13 protein-coding genes are annotated in these 17101 nt (G+C 64.4%); 7 read left to right on the plus strand and 6 right to left on the minus strand.

Annotated elements, in window-relative coordinates:
• Positions 1-4 precede the first annotated feature (4 nt).
• The 7 genes from KJQ12_RS03740 (at position 5) to KJQ12_RS03770 (ending at position 10007) form a co-directional block, all read left to right on the plus strand.
• On the plus strand, positions 5-844 hold the full coding sequence (locus KJQ12_RS03740) for a carbohydrate ABC transporter permease (protein WP_213483605.1): 840 nt from the start codon (positions 5-7) through the stop codon (positions 842-844).
• Positions 845-955: 111 nt separating this feature from the next.
• Positions 956-2377: an ABC transporter substrate-binding protein gene (locus KJQ12_RS03745; protein WP_213483545.1), complete on the plus strand. Its 1422-nt coding sequence runs from the start codon at positions 956-958 to the stop codon at positions 2375-2377.
• Positions 2378-2470: 93 nt separating this feature from the next.
• Positions 2471-4300, plus strand: coding sequence for a cache domain-containing sensor histidine kinase (locus tag KJQ12_RS03750; protein WP_213483546.1), 1830 nt, complete (start codon positions 2471-2473; stop codon positions 4298-4300).
• A complete protein-coding gene (locus KJQ12_RS03755) occupies positions 4278-5894 on the plus strand; it encodes a helix-turn-helix domain-containing protein (RefSeq protein WP_213483547.1) in 1617 nt (538 codons plus the stop codon). The genes KJQ12_RS03750 and KJQ12_RS03755 overlap by 23 nt, the downstream gene beginning before the upstream one ends.
• On the plus strand, positions 5891-7696 hold the full coding sequence (locus KJQ12_RS03760) for a heparinase II/III family protein (RefSeq protein WP_213483548.1): 1806 nt from the start codon (positions 5891-5893) through the stop codon (positions 7694-7696). Before KJQ12_RS03755 ends, KJQ12_RS03760 begins: the two co-directional genes overlap by 4 nt.
• A gap of 19 nt (positions 7697-7715) precedes the next feature.
• Positions 7716-8843, plus strand: coding sequence for a glycoside hydrolase family 88 protein (locus tag KJQ12_RS03765; RefSeq protein WP_213483549.1), 1128 nt, complete (start codon positions 7716-7718; stop codon positions 8841-8843).
• Between the two features lie 33 nt (positions 8844-8876).
• A complete protein-coding gene (locus tag KJQ12_RS03770; RefSeq protein WP_213483550.1) occupies positions 8877-10007 on the plus strand; it encodes a DUF2264 domain-containing protein in 1131 nt (376 codons plus the stop codon).
• 87 nt (positions 10008-10094) lie between these two features.
• Here the strand turns inward: KJQ12_RS03770 and KJQ12_RS03775 are convergent, their stop codons facing one another.
• The 6 genes from KJQ12_RS03775 to KJQ12_RS03800 all read right to left on the minus strand — a co-directional run bounded on the left by KJQ12_RS03775 (position 10095) and on the right by KJQ12_RS03800 (position 17084).
• Positions 10095-11756 carry a CocE/NonD family hydrolase gene (locus KJQ12_RS03775; RefSeq protein WP_213483551.1) on the minus strand — a complete coding sequence of 554 codons (1662 nt, stop codon included), beginning with the start codon at positions 11754-11756 and terminating at the stop codon, positions 10095-10097.
• Between the two features lie 51 nt (positions 11757-11807).
• Positions 11808-12476: a CoA transferase subunit B gene (locus tag KJQ12_RS03780; protein ID WP_280529247.1), complete on the minus strand. Its 669-nt coding sequence runs from the start codon at positions 12474-12476 to the stop codon at positions 11808-11810.
• Positions 12477-12554: 78 nt separating this feature from the next.
• The gene (locus KJQ12_RS03785) at positions 12555-13244 is read right to left on the minus strand and encodes a CoA transferase subunit A (RefSeq protein ID WP_015253400.1); all 690 of its coding nucleotides are present in this window, start codon (positions 13242-13244) and stop codon (positions 12555-12557) included.
• A 21-nt stretch (positions 13245-13265) separates the two neighbouring features.
• Positions 13266-14450: an acetyl-CoA C-acetyltransferase gene (locus KJQ12_RS03790; RefSeq protein ID WP_213483552.1), complete on the minus strand. Its 1185-nt coding sequence runs from the start codon at positions 14448-14450 to the stop codon at positions 13266-13268.
• A gap of 8 nt (positions 14451-14458) precedes the next feature.
• Positions 14459-16093: a CocE/NonD family hydrolase gene (locus tag KJQ12_RS03795; protein WP_244860402.1), complete on the minus strand. Its 1635-nt coding sequence runs from the start codon at positions 16091-16093 to the stop codon at positions 14459-14461.
• Between the two features lie 58 nt (positions 16094-16151).
• Positions 16152-17084: a hydroxymethylglutaryl-CoA lyase gene (locus KJQ12_RS03800; protein ID WP_015253397.1), complete on the minus strand. Its 933-nt coding sequence runs from the start codon at positions 17082-17084 to the stop codon at positions 16152-16154.
• Positions 17085-17101 lie beyond the last annotated feature (17 nt).

The raw sequence follows: 17101 nt of genomic DNA on the forward strand, positions 1-17101 counted from the left end.
CGCCATGTTGAACCTGAAACTGCCCGACATCCGCAAAACCGTCGTCACGCTCATCATGCTCGGCTGCGGCATCCTGTTCCTGCTGCCGTTCTTCTGGATGATCTCGGCTTCGCTCAAGTTCGAGAACGACGTGTTCACCTATCCGATCAGGTGGATTCCGGACGAGTGGAACGCGGTGAACAACTACCGGAAAGTCTGGTTCGGCGACCATCCGTTCTGGCTCTACTACCTGAACACGATCAAGGTGGCCGTGCTCACGACGCTTCTCTCCGTGACGGTGTCCGCACTGGCGGCGTACGGGTTCTCGAAGGTGAATTTTCCGGCTGGCCGGTGGTTGTTCCTGATCGTGCTGGCCACCTTCATGGTGCCGCAGCAGGCGGTGCTCGTCCCGCAATTCATCCTGTACCGGTCGCTCGGGCTGTTCGACACGCACGCCGGCCTCATCCTGCTGAACAGTTTCAGCGTGCTCGGCACCTTCATGCTGCGGCAGTTTTTCCTGGGCGTGTCGAACGATTACATCGAATCGGCGAAAATCGACGGCGCCGGGCACTTCCGCATCTTCACGCGGATCGCCCTGCCGCTCGTCCGGCCCGCCATCGCCACCTATGCCATCTTACGGTTCATCTGGACCTGGAACGACTACCAGAACCCGCTGATCTTCCTCCGGACGGATCACCGGTTCACCCTGCAGCTCGCGATGCAGAAGTTCACGACGATCAACGGCGAGTACTACTCCCTGATCATGGCGGCGGCCGTATCGGCCATTCTCCCGCTGCTCATCGTGTTCGTCATCGGCCAGAAACACGTTATCGAAGGCATCTCCTTCGGCGGCGTCAAGGGTTGAAGAAAAGTCAAATGATTTTGAAAGAAGTAAAAGAATGCGCATGTGCCCGCCGACCGCCGTCGGTAAATTGAAGTTGAACGCCACATCTGCATGGAATGGGGAGGTGTTGGCATGAAGAGGACTCTGGGGTTCGGATTCGCCTGCATCGTCCTGGTGCTGGGACTGCTCACCGCATGTTCCGGAGGGGGGAACAGCAAACAGCCGTCTTCGGGGCAAAACGATTCCGCCGGAACGAGCACGAACGCGCCGCAAAACCAGACGGACAACGCGCCGGCCGACGAGCCCGCGCAGGAACAGGTGACGATCAAGTTCCACACCCACGGCGTGGAGCAGCAGTACAACTGGTCGGAGACGATCGCCGCGTTCGAGGCGAAATATCCGAACATCAAGGTCGATCTCGTCACGCTCAGCGAGAAAGGCGACTCCCAGGAAGCGCTGCAGAAACTGGACCTGGCCGCGGCGAGCGGCGAGCAGCTCGACGTGCTCATGTTCTCCGATCCCGCTTCCTACGCGCAGCGGGTCAGCATCGGCATGGTGGCGGCGATCGACGAGTTCATCGCGAAGGAAGGATTCAACGTCGCCGACGAATATCGCGTCGACACGACGCTGGGGGGCAAAGTGTACGCCCTGCCCGGCAAGTTCAACCCGTGGTACGTTCTGCTGAACAAGGATCACCTCGACACGGCCGGCCTGCCGGTACCGCAGGACTGGACCTGGGACGATTTCGCGCGGTACGCGAAAGAGCTGACCACGGACGATCACTACGGCACCTATTTCCACGGTCCGCAGAACGGCGGCTGGATGGAGTTCATGAAGCTGCATCTGGGCAACCGGCTGGACGAATCGACGGAGTTTCTGAAAGATGACGGTTCCTCCAACCTGGACAGCCCGCTTTTCCGCAAGACGCTCGAGCTCAGATGGCAGATGGAGAAGGAAGACCAGTCGGCGGTGCCCTACGCGGACATGCTGTCGCAGAAGCTGCATTACCGCACCCAGTTCTTCAATCAGGACGCGAGCATGATCCTGATCGGCAGCTGGATGAACAGCGAGCTCGGCGGCACGGAGCAGAACCCGCTGGACCACCATGTGGCGGTCGCGCCGTATCCGAAGAACGATCCTTCCGATCCGATCGGCGTCACGCCCGTCACGACCGATTTCATGGCGGTGGCCGAGAAGTCGAAGCACAAGGAAGAAGCGTACACGTTCATCCGCTGGTACACGACGGAAGGGCTCGCCAACTACGGGCGCAACATCCCGTCCTGGACCCGGGTGGACGGCAGCTCGCTGGAGAAGATCATCGATTCGATCCTGGCGGACACGCTGAAGCCGGAGCTCGTCGACAAGGCTTCGCTGATCCACGTCCTGTCGAACTCCAAGTCCGGCAAGATCATTCCGCCGGTCTCGTACCAATCGGAAGTGTACAAGGCGCTCAACGAAGAATTCGAGCTGTTCATCCTCGGCGAGCAGAATCTCGACGACACGCTGAAAAACATGCAAGACCGCGTGCAAAAAATTATTGACTCGAACAAGTAAACCTTCGCCAATGCTGGTACAATGGACGAAGAAGGAACGGAATTCCGGGGACGGACCTTTCCGTTCCTTTTGTCTACGGGGGGGCTGGACACGATGACCCGATGGATCCGGGCGCTCAAGTCCCGTTCGTTCCGCCTGAAACTGATGATCACGTCGGTGGCCTGCATCCTCATCCCGACCTGCATCACGCTCGGGGTGTCCAATGTGATGACCGAGAAGGCGATGAAGGAGCAGGCCGCCCAGAATGCCCGAAACACGCTGCAGCTTGTGGACGGCTATGTCTCCAGCCTGCTCGATCTCATGCTGTATGTCATCAACTACATCCAGGTGGACGCCGAAGTCAACGTCGTGCTCCGGGAGCAGGCGGCCGAGCCGCTCGAGGAAGACGCGGAATTCCGATACCGGCGGTTCGTCGACGAGTACTACACCGTCATCAAGAAGCTGGACAATCTCTCGATCGCGGGCGGCGAGCAATTTTTCATCACGATCCTGCTGCCGAACGGCAAATCCTACACGAACTACGCGAAGGATGAGCTGGATCCGGACCGGTGGCGGGACGAGCCGTGGTTCGAGGAGCTTCGGAAGCTGAGCGGATTCGACACGTACTGGGTCGGCACGCAGCCCACCATGTTCCGCACCTTGAAGAAAGATCATCCGCACCAATTGTCCATCGCCCGGCCCCTGCGCAACAACAGCACCGGGATTTACGCCTATGTCATCGTGACCGTGCTGGAGGACAACATCAGCTACATTTTCCAGCAGAGCGCGGGCGGCCGGGAGATCGCCCTGATCGACGGGACCGGGCGGATCCACTCCCACACCGATCCCGCCAAGATCGGCACCGTTCTGGACGAGGCGGCGCTCAAGACGTCCGGCTTCATCCGGCTGGACGGCGAGGCCGTTCTGGCCGTGCGGGAGGAACTGCGCTACGCGGACTGGTCGCTGCTCCTCCTGTCGCCGTACAAGGAAGCGATCGCCGGCGTCCGCAATATGAACAAGGCCGTCTTCCTCAACCTGCTCATCTCGTTCTTCACGTTCATGCTGCTGCTCATCCTGCTGATCGGCACGTTCACGAAGCCGCTCAAGCGGCTCGGACGGCTGGCCGAGACGGTGCAGCGGGGCAACCTGCAGGTCCGCTCGCACATCCGCGGGCAGGACGAGATCGGCTATCTCGGCTCGTCCTTCGACCAGATGCTGGACCGGATCAACGAGATGATCGCGGAGATCACGGCGGAGCAGACGAAGAAGCGGAAAGCGGAACTGGCCATGCTCCAGGCCCAGATCAACCCGCATTTTCTGTTCAACGTGCTGAACTCGATCCGCTTGAACATCCTGCGCAAGGGGGATCGCGAGAACGCGGAAGTGATCAGTTCCCTCTCCCGGCTGCTGCGCATGACGATCGAGCAGGACAAGGAGAACATCAGCCTCCGCGATGAAATGGAACTCGTATCGCACTACGTGCGGCTCATGAACATGCGGCGGAAGGAAAACGCGCAGCTCGTCCTCGACATCCCGGAGGAAGCGCTTACAGTCCGCGTGCCCCGCTTCTTCCTGCAGCCGGTGATCGAAAACGCGCTGATCCACGGCCTGAAGCAGCGCGGGGGCATCATTCGTGTCGGCGTCCGGTTCGAGCCGGAGACGATGGTGATCGCGGTCGAAGACGATGGAATCGGCATGGACCGCGAGACGCTGGAGAAGCTTCGGCGAAGCGCCGCGTCATCCGGCGAGCGGACCCGGGAATCGGATAACCGGCAAAACTTCTCCGGCATCGGCCTGTCCAACGTCCGCGAGCGCCTGCGCTTCATCTACGGCGAGCATTCGGCGATGAGAATCGACAGCGCGGAGGGCCGGGGAACGGCGGTGACGTTCCTCATCCCCCGTCAGGAGGTGAACGCTGTCCATGTACAAAGTGATGCTGGTTGACGACGACTACCCGGTGCTGGAGTTTCTGTCGGAATCGGTGCGGTGGGAAGCGTACGGCATGGCGCCGCCGACCTTGCACATGGACGGAGAGGACGCGCTCGGCCACGCGATCCGCGACATGCCGGACATCGTCATCACCGACATCGGAATGCCGGACATGGACGGGCTGACGCTCATCGAGCGCATACGGGAGATGAACCCGAACGTCCGGGCGGCGATCCTGTCCTGCCATTCCCAGTTCCACTACGCCCAGCAGGCGATGAAGCTGAAAGTGCAGGATTATCTGCTGAAGGATGCGCTCGATCCGACGGAACTTGACGCCCTGCTCCGCCGATTCAAGTCCTCCCTGGACGAGGAGCGGCTTGCGTGCCGGCAGCGGGAGCAGCTTCGCCGCATGCTGGACCGGAGCCGCGAGAAAATGAAAGAGGCGTTCATCCGCGGCACCATCCATCAGCCGATCCTGCATCCGGAAGCGTGGCTGCAGGAGCTGAAGTCGTTCGGCCTGCGGACGGACGACGCGGTCTTCCTCCCGGTGCTGGCACATGTCGATCATATGCGGCAGGCATGGAAGCGGTTTCTGGACGAAGATGTGCTCCGCTACGCCATCCAGAACGTCATCGACGAGATCACGTCCGGGCGCCCGGAGGTCGCGCATTTCTCCTACAGCGCGCGGCGGTCGATCTTCGTCTTCGCCTTCGAGCAGAGCCTGAAAATCAACCCGCACGACGAAGCCGCGGCCTGCGTCCGGGACGTGCTGCACCATCTGAGGCGCACCCTGAAACTGTCGATGTCGTTCATCATCGGCGAGCGGTGCGCCGCGCCGCGGGAGCTGCAGAAGGAGCTGGCGGACCTGCTCGACTGCGGCGGCCAGCGCTTCTATCTGGAAGAAGGAGCCGTGGTCAAAAAACATCCGCCGGCCTATGCCGGCATCGAGCTGTTCCGCTACTACGACCGGGCGAAGGAAGAGTTCCGGAACACGCTGCTCGACCGGCAGGCGGACGCGCTGTCCGCCGTCGTCCGGCGATGGATCGGCTTTATCCGGGACAATCCCCGTCCTCCCGAAGTGATCAAGGACTGGGTGTTGAAGCTGGCGCTCGATCTCAAGCTGAAAGTCCAAGCGTTGCAGTATTTCCAGCCGCCCTTCACGGCGGAAGCCCTGCACCGGGAAATCTTCGAGATTGACTCCCTGTCGGAATTGGAAATCTGGCTTGTCGAATACTTAAGGTCGCTACGCCCCGTCGTCGACGGCATCCTGCAGACCGGCAGCCGGCCGGAGATTCTGCAGGCCTTGCAATACGTCACCGCGAACATGGACAAGAAAATCGGGCTGGACGACGTGGCGGCCCATCTGCACATGAACCCGAGCTATTTCAGCCGGATGTTCAAGAAGGAGACCGGCGAGACGTTCACGGACGTCGTCATCCGGATGAAGATGGACCGGGCGCGGGAGCTGCTGGACACGACGGCATATTCGGTCGGGCAGATCGGCGACATGCTCGGGTACGACAACCAGAGCTATTTCATCAAGACGTTCAAGTCCATCGTCGGGGTCACCCCGATGGAATACCGGAGAGCGGGGGCGGCGGCCAGATGAACAAGGAAGCGATTTTTCGCATCCTGCGCGGCGCGCCTGCGCCTGCGGACAACAGCCGGCTGCTGTTCCCGGACGGCGCCGCGGCGTGGCGCGAGCGGGCTTTCGCCCATTCCGATATCCGGCGCATGGCGGAGGAAATGAAGGAAGAAGCGGACCGGTTTCTCCAGCGGCCCCTACCCCATTTGCCCTGGTCGCTGTTCAGGCGGTTCGAAGTGGACGGCTCCCGCCTGCCCTACGAGAAGCCGTACTTCGAGAAGCGGACGCGGCTGACCGTCCTCGCGATGATGGACGTACTGTACCCGGAAGACAACGCGTACCGGGAGGCGCTGTACGATACGCTGTGGTCGATCTGCGACGAGTACACCTGGTGCCTGCCTGCCCACTTGACGGGCCGGGACCCGGAGACGCACGTCGATCTGTTCGCCGCGGAGACCGCCTTCGCGCTGGCCGAAATTCTGACCCTCACCCGGCAGCACCTGCCGGAGCGAATCGCAAGCCGCATAGACCGCGAAGTGCGCCGCAGAGTGCTGGATCCGTACCTGAACCGGGGGCCGTTCGGCTGGGAGGACGCGCGGCACAACTGGTCCGCCGTATGCGCCGGATCGGTCGGAGCGGCGGCGATCTATCTGATGGATGACGCTCGGGAACTGGCAGGCGTGCTGGAGAAAGCGCTGGCTTCTCTCGACTGCTACCTGGACGGATTCGCCGATGACGGGGTCTGCCAGGAAGGGTACGGCTATTGGGCTTACGGGTTCGGGTTTTTCGTATATTTTGCGGATCTGCTGAAGAAGAGGACGCACGGCGCCATCGACCTCATCTCCCGGGACAAGGTCGCCGCCGTCGCCCGCTTCCCGCAGCATTGCTTCATGAGCGGACGCAAGACGGCGAACTTCTCCGACACGCTGCCGGAAGCGGAGCTCGACCTCGGACTCTTCCATTTCCTGCACGCGCGGTTCCCGGATGTCGCCGTGCCGCATGCGGGACTCCGCGGCCCGTTCAGGCCCGACCCTTGCGGCCGGTGGGCGCCCGCGATCCGCGGCATCGTGTGGCGCGATCCGGAGCTTGCCGGCGAGCCGTGGGGCGGGATGTCCGTCTGGTTCCCGGACGCCCAATGGCTGCTGTCCCGCCATGCGGAGAACGGGCGCACCTGGTTCTTCGCGGCCAAGGGCGGCCACAACGGCGAGCCGCACAACCACAACGACATCGGCCATTTCATCCTGCACGCGGACGGCGACACGTTCCTGATGGATCTGGGGTGCGGGGAGTACACGGCGGATTATTTTGGCGCGAGGCGGTATGCATTTATCGGCAACAGCTCGCTCGGCCACTCGGTTCCGATCATCGGCGGCGCAGTTCAGCGGGAAGGCGCGGAGCGGCGCGCCATCGTGCTGGAGGCAGCCACGGGCGCGGAAGAAGATGTGCTTGCGCTCGACATCTCCGGAGCTTATCCGGACGCGCCGCTTGCTCGCTGGGTGCGCACGTTCGTCTGGCGCAAGACGGGCGTTCCGCATTTGCGGCTGGAGGACGCGTATCGATTCTCCGGCAAGCCGGTTGAGCTGGTCGAACGGTTCATCACACCCTTCCCGCCGGAATTTGCCGGAAACGGCTGTGTTGTCCTGAGTGCCGGCGGAGGACGCGGAGTGTGTATCCGTTACGACGGCGGCTTGATGGCCCCGGAAGCGCGGACGATGGAGTTTGCCGCGCATGACGGCGGGACGATGATGTTCCACGCGCTGGATTTCAAGGTTCGCGCGCCCGAATCGGAAGGACGGCTTGTGTTTGCATTTTCGTTTATTCCATGAACGGAGGAGAGAATGGCCCATGACCGCGCATGCCCCCTGGCTGGACGAAGCCTGGAACAAGGTGAACGAGAAAGTGACCCGCACGTCGCAGACGATCGGCAGCCGTTTCCCCCATGCGACGCGCGACGGCAAATATGTGCTTGAGCGGCCGCATTGGTGGACCGCCGGCTTCTGGCCGGGGCTGCTCTGGCTGCTGTACCGGGAATCCCGGCACGAGCCGTTCCGGCAGATCGCCGAGGAATGCGAGCGGCAGCTCGACCAGGTGATCGACGATTTCTACACGCTGGACCATGACATCGGGTTCATGTGGACGCTGACCAGCCTGGCACGCTACAAGCTGCTCGGAGAGCCGGATGCCCGGCGCCGCGCGCTGCACGCGGCCAATCTGCTGGCGGCGCGGTTCAACCTGCAGGGACGGTTCATCCGCGCCTGGAATCCGTGGCATGAGAACGAAGACAACAGCGGCTGGGCGATCATCGACTGCATGATGAACCTGCCGCTGCTCTACTGGGCTTCCGAGGAAACGAAAGATCCCCGTTTCCACCAGATTGCCCGGGCGCATGCGGAGACGGTGCTGTCCACGTTCATCCGCGGCGACGGCTCCGTTTACCACATCTACACGTTCGATCCGTTCACGGGCGAGCCGGCCGGGCCGCTCGGCGGGCAGGGCTATGCGCCGGAATCGGCATGGGCACGGGGCACGTCCTGGGCGCTGTACGGATTCGCGCTCACCTACCGCTATGCGAAGGAGCCGAAGTTCCTCGACGCGGCGAAGCGGGTCGCGCATTTCTTCCTGTCCCATCTGCCGGAGGACTTCGTCCCGCACTGGGACTTCCGCCTGCCGTCCGAAGCGCCGCGCCATCGCGATTCGTCCGCGGGTGCCTGCGCCGCCTGCGGCCTCATCCTGCTCGCGGAGCTTGTGCCGCCCCATGAGGCGCCGGTGTACCGGCAGGCGGCGGAGAAGATTCTGCACTCCCTGTACGTGAACTACGGCGCATGGGATGACCCGGGTCAGGAAGGGCTGATCCTTGCCGGCACCGGCCATTTCCCGGCGGGGCAGAACATCGGGGTGTCGCTCATCTACGGCGACTACTACTTCGTGGAAGGGCTCTCCAGGCTGAGAGGCAATACGGAGCTGTTCTGGTAATTTGCACACAGTGGCACGGGGGAGGGGAACGTTTTGCCGCAGCTTCAGGATCGGACGTATTGGCTGCAGACGATGCTCAGGATCGCGGAACCGGTGCTCGCACATCTGGCGGAGGGACGGCTTGCGGCTTCGCTGCCGGTACAGGGGCCGCCGGACCGGCAAGTGTACGCGCCGTTGGAGGCGTTCGCCCGGACGCTGGCCGGGATCACGCCCTGGCTGGAGAGCGGATCGGAGGACGGCTTGCGCGGGCGGTTCGCGGCGCTCGCGAGGGAAGGGCTGGATCAGGCCACCCGTCCCGATTCGCCCGACCGGATGAACTTCGGCGAAGGCGGCCAGCCGATCGTCGACGCGGCGTTCCTCGCCCAGGCCATCCTGCGCGCGCCGACGGCGTTGTGGGCGAAGCTGCCGGACCGGGTGCGCGGGCAGGTCGCCGCGGCTTTGAAAGAGACCCGGAGCCGGAAACCGTGCTTCAACAACTGGCTGCTGTTCTCCGCCCTGATCGAGGCGGCGCTGCGCCGGATGGGGGAAGACTGGGACCCGATGCGGGTCGACTATGCGCTGAAGCAGCACGAGCAGTGGTACGCCGGCGACGGCGCGTACGGGGACGGGCCGCATTTTCACTGGGACTACTACAACAGCTTCGTCATCCACCCGATGCTGATCGATCTCTTGGCGGAGGTCGGCGCGGAGGACCCGGAATGGGAAGCGATGCGGGAGCCGGCGCTGCGCCGCGCGCGGCGGTACGCGGAAGTGCTGGAGCGGCTCATCTCCCCAGAGGGCACCTTCCCGCCGCTCGGCCGCTCGCTCGCCTACCGGTTCGGCGCGTTCCACCTGCTCGCCCAGCTCGCCCTGCGGCGCCAGCTTCCGGATTCGCTGCCGGCGCCGCAGGTGCGCGCCGCCCTGACGGCGGTCATCCGCAACATGATTGAGGCGGAGGGCACCTTCGACGAAAACGGCTGGCTCCGCATCGGGTTCCGCGGACACCAGCCGTGGATCGGCGAGCCGTACGTGAGCACGGGCAGCCTCTATCTGTGCACCGTCGTCTTCCTGCCGCTCGGCCTGGACGCATCGGACCCGTTCTGGAGCGGCGAGCCGATGGACTGGACGGCGAAGAAGATCTGGTCCGGCGGCCAGGCGCGGATCGACAAGGCGCTGGACGGGTAAGGGACCGGGGATTCGCTGACCGCCGGCATGGCCTTACTGCGGCAAAAAGCGATCCGCCGGATCGCTTTTTGCCCTTCACATTCGCTCTCAATGGTCCGGGACGATCGGAATTTCGATGCGCGAGTCGTACTGTCCGCCGAAATGGATTGTCTGCGCGGCCGCCCTCGTCTCCGGGATCAAAGACCACGTACCGGCGATGTTGGGATGGGCGTGATAAGCGGGAAAATTCGATGACGACACGTCCACCCGAATGCGGGATCCCCGTTTCATCGTCCAGGTGATCGGCCACATCCCGATGACGACCTCCACCGCATCGCCCGGCGTGTAAGCAAGCGGTCTCGACGCGCCGTTGCGGTAAGCGAGGCTGGTGATGCCGTCCCGGATATTGACGGCGGTCCCGTCCGGGAACACCTCCATGACCTGGACGGTGAAGGCCGTGTCTTCCGCATCGGAGCTGACGAACAGGCAGGCGCGAATCCGGCCCGCGATGCGCAGATCTTCCGTCAGCGGCTCCGACAGGAAGCTGACGACGTCGGGCCGCGCCCCCGGCGGCGGCTGGACGACGCTGGCCGGCGGCACCGCGTCGGGATCTCCGGTCAAATAATGCATGACCGCCGCGCCGCCTCTCGTCGGCACCGGATCTTCCGGATCGTAACGATACGATGCGGCCGCGGGTTCCGCCGGCTTCCCCGGCGACAGCGTCCGGGCCGCTTCTCCGGCCGGCCTTGGATCGAGATGGAATGTCCGCAGCCCGCCCGCGCCGATGCCGCCCGTCCATGCCTGCCAGCGGTTCTCCCGGATGATGTAGGTTTGGATGCCGGGCGCAAGCTCCGGCTCTTGTCCTTTCAGATGATGGTTGAACCAGGCGAGCGCGGCTTCCCGCTGTCTGGGGCCGAACCGGTCGTGGCCCGGATAGTCCAGATCCCCGGACACCCCCTCGGTGTGGATCCACGGGCCGACGATGAGCGCGCTCTTCGCCCGGACATCGTCCGGCAGCTTGTCGAAGCTGATCAGGGAAGCTTCGAGGTTGTGGTCGAACCAGCCGGCCGTCATCAAGATCGGAACGCGGGTGCCGGCCGGCTTGTCTTTCAATTCGGCCCAGAAGCCGGTCTTCCAATACGGGCTGTCGGGACTGACCTCGGTCACCCAGTCCCGGTACCACGGCAGCCTGCGGCCGAACAGCCGCTCGTCCATCTCGACATGCGGGCGGACGGCCAGCGCCTCCCGGTACAGTCCGGGACGCCTTGCCGCCTTCGGCACGCCGGAATTGCCGATCGCCCAGGACGTATAAATGTCGTGCCGGAACATGCCGTTCATGTAATTTTGCCGGTATCGCTCGATGCCGGTGAAGCCGATGCACATCGTCTTCACTTCCGGCGGCAGCCGGTCGGCCATGCACCATTGCAATACGCCGCAGTAGGAAGAACCGTAGGTGGCTGCATTTCCGTTCATCCACGGCTGCCGGACGAGCCACCCGAGGCTGTCCAGCCCGTCCCGCTCCTCATGCACGAACGGAACCCACTCACCCTCCGAAGCTCCCGTTCCCCTGCACTCCTGCATGACGAAGACATAGCCGCGGGCGGTCCAGAACTTCGCCTGTTCATGCCAGAACGGGAGCATCCCCGGATACGGCGACCGGCTGAAAATGACCGGCCAGGGCCCGCCGCCTTCGGGAAAATGCACGTGGGTGGCCAGACGCACGCCGTCCGACATTTCCACGAAATACGTTTTGCCGCCGAATTCATTCATCACGATCCCGCCTTTCCATCAGACACACCCGCTTCAGCGCGTTGAAAAAACTCAGTAAGCGTCCAGGAGCAAATCGTCCGCAACCGTCAATTCCGGCTCCGTGCAGGCGCGGACGTCGTCGACGGTATAGCCTTCCGCGACTTCCCGAAGCAGCAGGCCGTCCGGCGTCACATCGATGACCGCCCGGTCGGTGATGATCCGGTTCACGACGCCGCGCCCGGTCAGGGGCAGCGAGCATTGCCGCACAATCTTCGGCGATCCGTCCTTGCTGACATGCTCCATGACGACGATGATGCGCCTCGCGCCGTGCACCAGGTCCATCGCGCCGCCCATGCCCTTGACCATTTTGCCGGGAATCATCCAGTTGGCCAGGTCGCCCGTCCCGGACACTTCCATTCCGCCCAGAATGGCGACGTCGAGATGGCCGCCGCGTATCATGGCGAACGATTCCGCGCTGTCGAAGAAGGCGGCGCCGGGCACCGCCGTGACCGTCTCCTTGCCCGCGTTGATCAGATCCGGATCGACTTCCGCTTCCGTCGGATACGGGCCGACGCCCAGCAGTCCGTTCTCGGAATGGAGCATGACCCGCTTGTCCGGCGCGATGTAATTCGCCACCAGCGTGGGAATGCCGATGCCCAGGTTGACATAGTCCCCGGACGCGATTTCCTTCTCCGCCCTCCTGGCCAGCCGCTCTCTCACGGCCATGCGATCCGTGCTCATCTTCCTCTCCTCACTTTCCCGCGAAGTACGGTGCATTGTCAAGCATCCGGCGGATGAGCCGCAGAGCCGGTCCGCTCGTCAGGCGCGTACCGTCCGGCGCTCGATCCGCTTCTGCTGCCGGCCGACGATGAGCCGCTGCACGTAGATGCCCGGCGTATGGATCTCGTCCGGATCGAACGTCCCCGTTTCGCAGAGCTCCTCCACTTCGGCGATGGTCACGGCGCCGGCCGCGGCCATCATCGGATTGAAGTTTCGGGCCGTTTTGTTGTAGACCAGGTTGCCCATGCGGTCCGCCCTTGCCGCGCGGATCAGGCTGAAATCGGCGCGCAGCGCGTGTTCCAGCACATATTCCTTGCCGCCGAACACGCGGGTTTCCTTGCCTTCCGCGGCCGGCGTGCCGACGCCGGCGGGCGTGTAGAACGCGGGGATGCCCGCGCCGCCGGCGCGAATTTTCTCGGCCAGCGTCCCTTGCGGAATGAGTTCCACCTCGATCTCGCCGGCCAGCACCTGGCGCTCAAACTCCTTGTTCTCGCCGACATAGGACGCGATGATCTTGCGGATCTGCCGTCTCTGGAGCAAGAGGCCGAGTCCCCAGTCGTCCACGCCGCAGTTGTTGGAAATGACGGTCAGATTCCGCACGTCCCGTTCCGCCAGCGCGAGAATCAGGTTCTCCGGGATGCCGACGAGTCCGAACCCGCCGATCATGAGCACGGCGCCGTCCGGAATATCGCTTGTCACGTCAAGAAACGACTCGTATACCGGTTTCATCCGTCAACCTCCTTTCCGGTTTCAATCCGGCCGTTCCACCACGGCGGCGATGCCCTGACCGCCGCCGATGCACAGCGCGGCAAGACCGTACCGGACCTTCCGCCGCGCCATCTCGTGCAGCAGCGTGACCAGGATGCGCGCGCCGCTGGCGCCGATCGGATGGCCCAGGGCGATGGCGCCGCCGTTCACATTCACGATGGCCGGATCGAGCTCCAGTTCCTTCCGGCAGGCGAGCATCTGGGCGGCGAACGCTTCGTTCAGTTCGGCGAGGCCGACATCGGCGAGGCCGATCCCGACCCGGTCCAGCGCCTTGCGGACGGCGGGCACGGGCCCCAATCCCATGACCGCCGGATCGACGCCCGCCGAAGCGACGGACCGGATGACCGCCATCGGCTTCAGCCCGAGCGCCCGCGCCTTCTCCGCGCTCATGATGACGGCCGCCGCGGCTCCGTCATTGATGCCCGAGGCGTTGCCCGCGGTCACCAGGCCGTCCGGCCTGAACGCCGGGCGCAGCGCGCCCAGCGCCTCCAATGTCGTGTCCGGCCGCGGATATTCATCCGCTTCGAACCGGACCGTCTTGCCGCCGCGCGCCGGAATGTCCACCGGCACGATCTCCTCGCGGAACCGCCCGGCCCCGATCGCTTCGGCGGCCTTCCGCTGGCTTTCCCAGGCGAACCGGTCCAGCTCCTCCCGGGTCAGGCCTGCCCGCTCGCACAAGTTCTCCGCGGTGATGCCCATGTGATGGTCGCCGATGGCGCACCACAGGCCGTCGCTGATCATGCTGTCGACGAGCGCCCGGTGCCCCATGCGCAGGCCGCCGCGCGCTTCCCGGACAAGAAAGGGGGCCCGGCTCATGTTCTCCATGCCGCCGGCGACGACCGTCGTCAGATCGCCGCACCGGATCGCCTGCCAGGCCAGTTGCACCGCCTTCAGTCCCGAACCGCACACCTTGTTGACGGTGACGGCCGTCGTTTCCTGCGGCAGTCCGGCCGCGAGCGCCGCCTGGCGCGCGGGATTCTGTCCTTCGCCGGCCTGCAGGACGTTGCCCATGATCACTTCGTCGACCGACGCGGGATCGATCCCGGCCCGTTCGACCGCCGCCCGGATGACGATCTCGCCGAGCCGCGCCGCCGGCACATCCTGCAGACTGCCCATGAACTTGCCGATCGGCGTTCGGACAGCGCTTACAATTACCGCTTCAGACATGGATGGATTCAGCTCCTTTCATCAGCGACCGGAATCTCGATCCGCGACGGATATCGGCCGCCGAGATGCACCGTCTGGCGGGCGACACGCGTGTCCGCCTGCAGCGCCCAGCATCCGGACCTGTTGGGATGGACGTGGTACGCGGGAAAATTCGAGGAGGAGACGTCAAGCCGAAGCCGGCAGCCTTTGCGGATCGTCCAGGCAATCGGCCACAGCTTGATGATTACCTCCACCACGCTGCCGGGAATGTATTCGACCGGCAGTTTGACGCCGTTGCGATACGACAGGCTGGTAATGCCGTCCCGGATATTGTAGGCTTCGCCGTCCGGCGTCACTTCCATCAGGTTCACGGAGAACGCCGTGTCCGGCGCCTCGGAGCCGACGAACAACCGCACTTCGACGGAACCCGCAATGCGCAGGTCCTCATCCAGCGGATCAGACAGGAAGCTGATGACGTCGTCCCGGTATCCCGGCGGTTCCTGCCGCAGGCTGGCCGGCTTCGGCGCGTCGGGCGCGCCGGAGAGATAACGCAGCAATCCCGCTCCGCCGCGCGTCGGCACGGGGTTGTCCGGATCGTACGTGTACCCGATCCGCTCCTCCAGCGGAGACGGCGCGCCGGCGATCCGGTGCGGCACGCTGCCGTCGCCCGCCAGGTACAGGATGCGGCGGCCGTCCGGTTCGAAGCCGCCCGGCCAGCGGCGCCAGCGGCCTTCCCGCACGACGTAGGTCATCGTCTCCCCCGCGGGCACCGATTCTCCGGCTCCCCGGAGGTGCACGTCAAACCACCGGACCGCTTCGGCCAACAGGTTCCGTTCGCCGTCCGGATATTCGAGATCCCCCGCGGGCGAGAGGGTGTGCACCCACGGCCCGACGATCAGGCGGCTGACGGCCCGCGTGCCCTCGGGCAGCTTCCGGTAGTCCATGAGCATGCCGTCCAGATGGTGATCGAACCAGCCGGCCGCCATCAGCACGGGAGTTTGAATATATTTTGGGATCTCCCGCAGTTCGGCCCAGAATCCGGTCTTCCAGTAATCGTCCAGCGGGCTGGTGTTCGTGATCCATTGCCGGTACCAGGGCAGCTGCTTGCCGAATAGTTGCTCGTCCATTTCGATATGCGGACGGATCGAGACGGCGCGGGCGAACAGATTGCCGGGCTCGAGCGGTTCGGTTCCCGCGTTGTCCAGCGCCCACCCGGTGTAGACGTCCTGGCGGAACATGCCGTTCATGTAATGGCTCCGGAACCGTTCCGTCGAAAATCCGGAGAGCACCATCGCCTTCACTTCCTGCGGGAAACGGTCGGCCATCGCAAGCTGCACGGCGCTCAGATACGAATGACCGTAGGTGCCGATGTTGCCGTCCATCCAGCGCTGGCGGACGATCCATTCGATCGTGTCCAGACCGTCCATCCGTTCGTTCACGAACGGCGTCCATTCCCCGCCCGACCGCCCCGTCCCCCGGCAGTCCTGGACGATGGCCGCGTACCCGTATTCGTTCCAGACGGAAGCCGTCACTTCGAGCATCGGCAGCATACCGGCGTAGGGGTTCCGGATGAGCACCACCGGCCACGGCCCCGGCCCGGCCGGCAAGTAGGCGCGTGTATAGAGTTCCGTCCCGTCGCGCATGGCGACGCGATGGACGGTCATTGGCCCGGCCTCATGCCGGGGTTCCGGCAACCCTTTCCTGATCTGGCCGGCAAAAAGTTCAAGAACAGACATCCCGGTCACCTCCCGTCAGGCAATCGCCGGCTGCCGCGCCCGGGTCGCCGCCGGTTCGCGCCAGCGCTTGCAGAATATACGCGGACGCTTCGGAGAGCCCGGCCTCGTCGACGCCCGTCCGCACCCCCATGGCGTGCAGCATGCGGATCAAATCGCCCGTCGCCACGTTGCCCGCGGCGCCCGGCGCATACGGACAGCCGCCCAGTCCGCCGCAGGACGCATCGAAGGTCCGAATGCCCATCTGCAGCGCGACGACCGTGTTGGCGAGCGCCAGCCCGTTCGTATCGTGGAAATGAAGGGCGAGCCTGTCCGGCGGCACCCGTCCGAGCAGCTCCTCCAGCACCGCTTCCACCTGGCGGGGATGGCCGATGCCGATCGTATCCCCGAGCGACACTTCGCGGACGCCCATTTCCAGCAGCGCCTCCGTCAGCCGCACGACCTGCTGCGTGTCGACCGCTCCCTCATAAGGGCAGCCGAACACGGTGGACAAGTAACCCCGCACCGTCTTGCCGGCCGCCTTCGCCGCCGCCGTCACTTCCCGCAGCACGGGCAATGTCTCACCGATTGACTTGTTGATGTTCCTGCGGTTGTGCGTTTCGCTGGCGGACATGAACACCGCCGCTTCATCAATCCCCGAGCGCAGCGCCCGCTCCAGTCCGCGCATGTTCGGCACCAGCGCCGCGTAGGTGACGCCTTCGCGCCGGCGGAGTCCCGCGGCGACCTCCTCCGCGTCGGCCAGCGGCGGAATCCATTTCGGACTGACGAACGATGTCACTTCGATGTAGGACAGACCGGCATCGGCCAGCCGGCCGATCCAATCGAGTTTGACGGCGGTCGGCACGAAGCCCGGTTCATTCTGCAGGCCGTCGCGGGGGCCCACCTCCCGGATCTGGACACATTCGGGCCATCGGGACGCCATGGTCTTTCCCCTCCTTC

Origin of the sequence: Thermobacillus xylanilyticus (genome assembly GCF_907165215.1) — a bacterium.
GTDB classification, from domain to species: Bacteria; Bacillota; Bacilli; order Paenibacillales; family Paenibacillaceae; genus Thermobacillus; species Thermobacillus xylanilyticus.

Excerpts from the sequence above, each read along its gene's own strand:
- KJQ12_RS03800 (WP_015253397.1), bottom strand. The coding sequence starts at position 17,084 with ATGGCGTCCCGATGGCCCGAATGTGTCCAGATCCGGGAGGTGGGCCCC.
- KJQ12_RS03790 (WP_213483552.1), bottom strand. The coding sequence starts at position 14,450 with ATGTCTGAAGCGGTAATTGTAAGCGCTGTCCGAACGCCGATCGGCAAG.
- KJQ12_RS03785 (WP_015253400.1), bottom strand. The coding sequence starts at position 13,244 with ATGAAACCGGTATACGAGTCGTTTCTTGACGTGACAAGCGATATTCCG.
- KJQ12_RS03740 (WP_213483605.1), top strand. The coding sequence starts at position 5 with ATGTTGAACCTGAAACTGCCCGACATCCGCAAAACCGTCGTCACGCTC.
- KJQ12_RS03775 (WP_213483551.1), bottom strand. The coding sequence starts at position 11,756 with ATGAATGAATTCGGCGGCAAAACGTATTTCGTGGAAATGTCGGACGGC.
- KJQ12_RS03795 (WP_244860402.1), bottom strand. The coding sequence starts at position 16,093 with ATGACCGTCCATCGCGTCGCCATGCGCGACGGGACGGAACTCTATACA.
- KJQ12_RS03755 (WP_213483547.1), top strand. The coding sequence starts at position 4,278 with ATGTACAAAGTGATGCTGGTTGACGACGACTACCCGGTGCTGGAGTTT.
- KJQ12_RS03745 (WP_213483545.1), top strand. The coding sequence starts at position 956 with ATGAAGAGGACTCTGGGGTTCGGATTCGCCTGCATCGTCCTGGTGCTG.
- KJQ12_RS03765 (WP_213483549.1), top strand. The coding sequence starts at position 7,716 with ATGACCGCGCATGCCCCCTGGCTGGACGAAGCCTGGAACAAGGTGAAC.
- KJQ12_RS03760 (WP_213483548.1), top strand. The coding sequence starts at position 5,891 with ATGAACAAGGAAGCGATTTTTCGCATCCTGCGCGGCGCGCCTGCGCCT.
- KJQ12_RS03750 (WP_213483546.1), top strand. The coding sequence starts at position 2,471 with ATGACCCGATGGATCCGGGCGCTCAAGTCCCGTTCGTTCCGCCTGAAA.
- KJQ12_RS03780 (WP_280529247.1), bottom strand. The coding sequence starts at position 12,476 with ATGAGCACGGATCGCATGGCCGTGAGAGAGCGGCTGGCCAGGAGGGCG.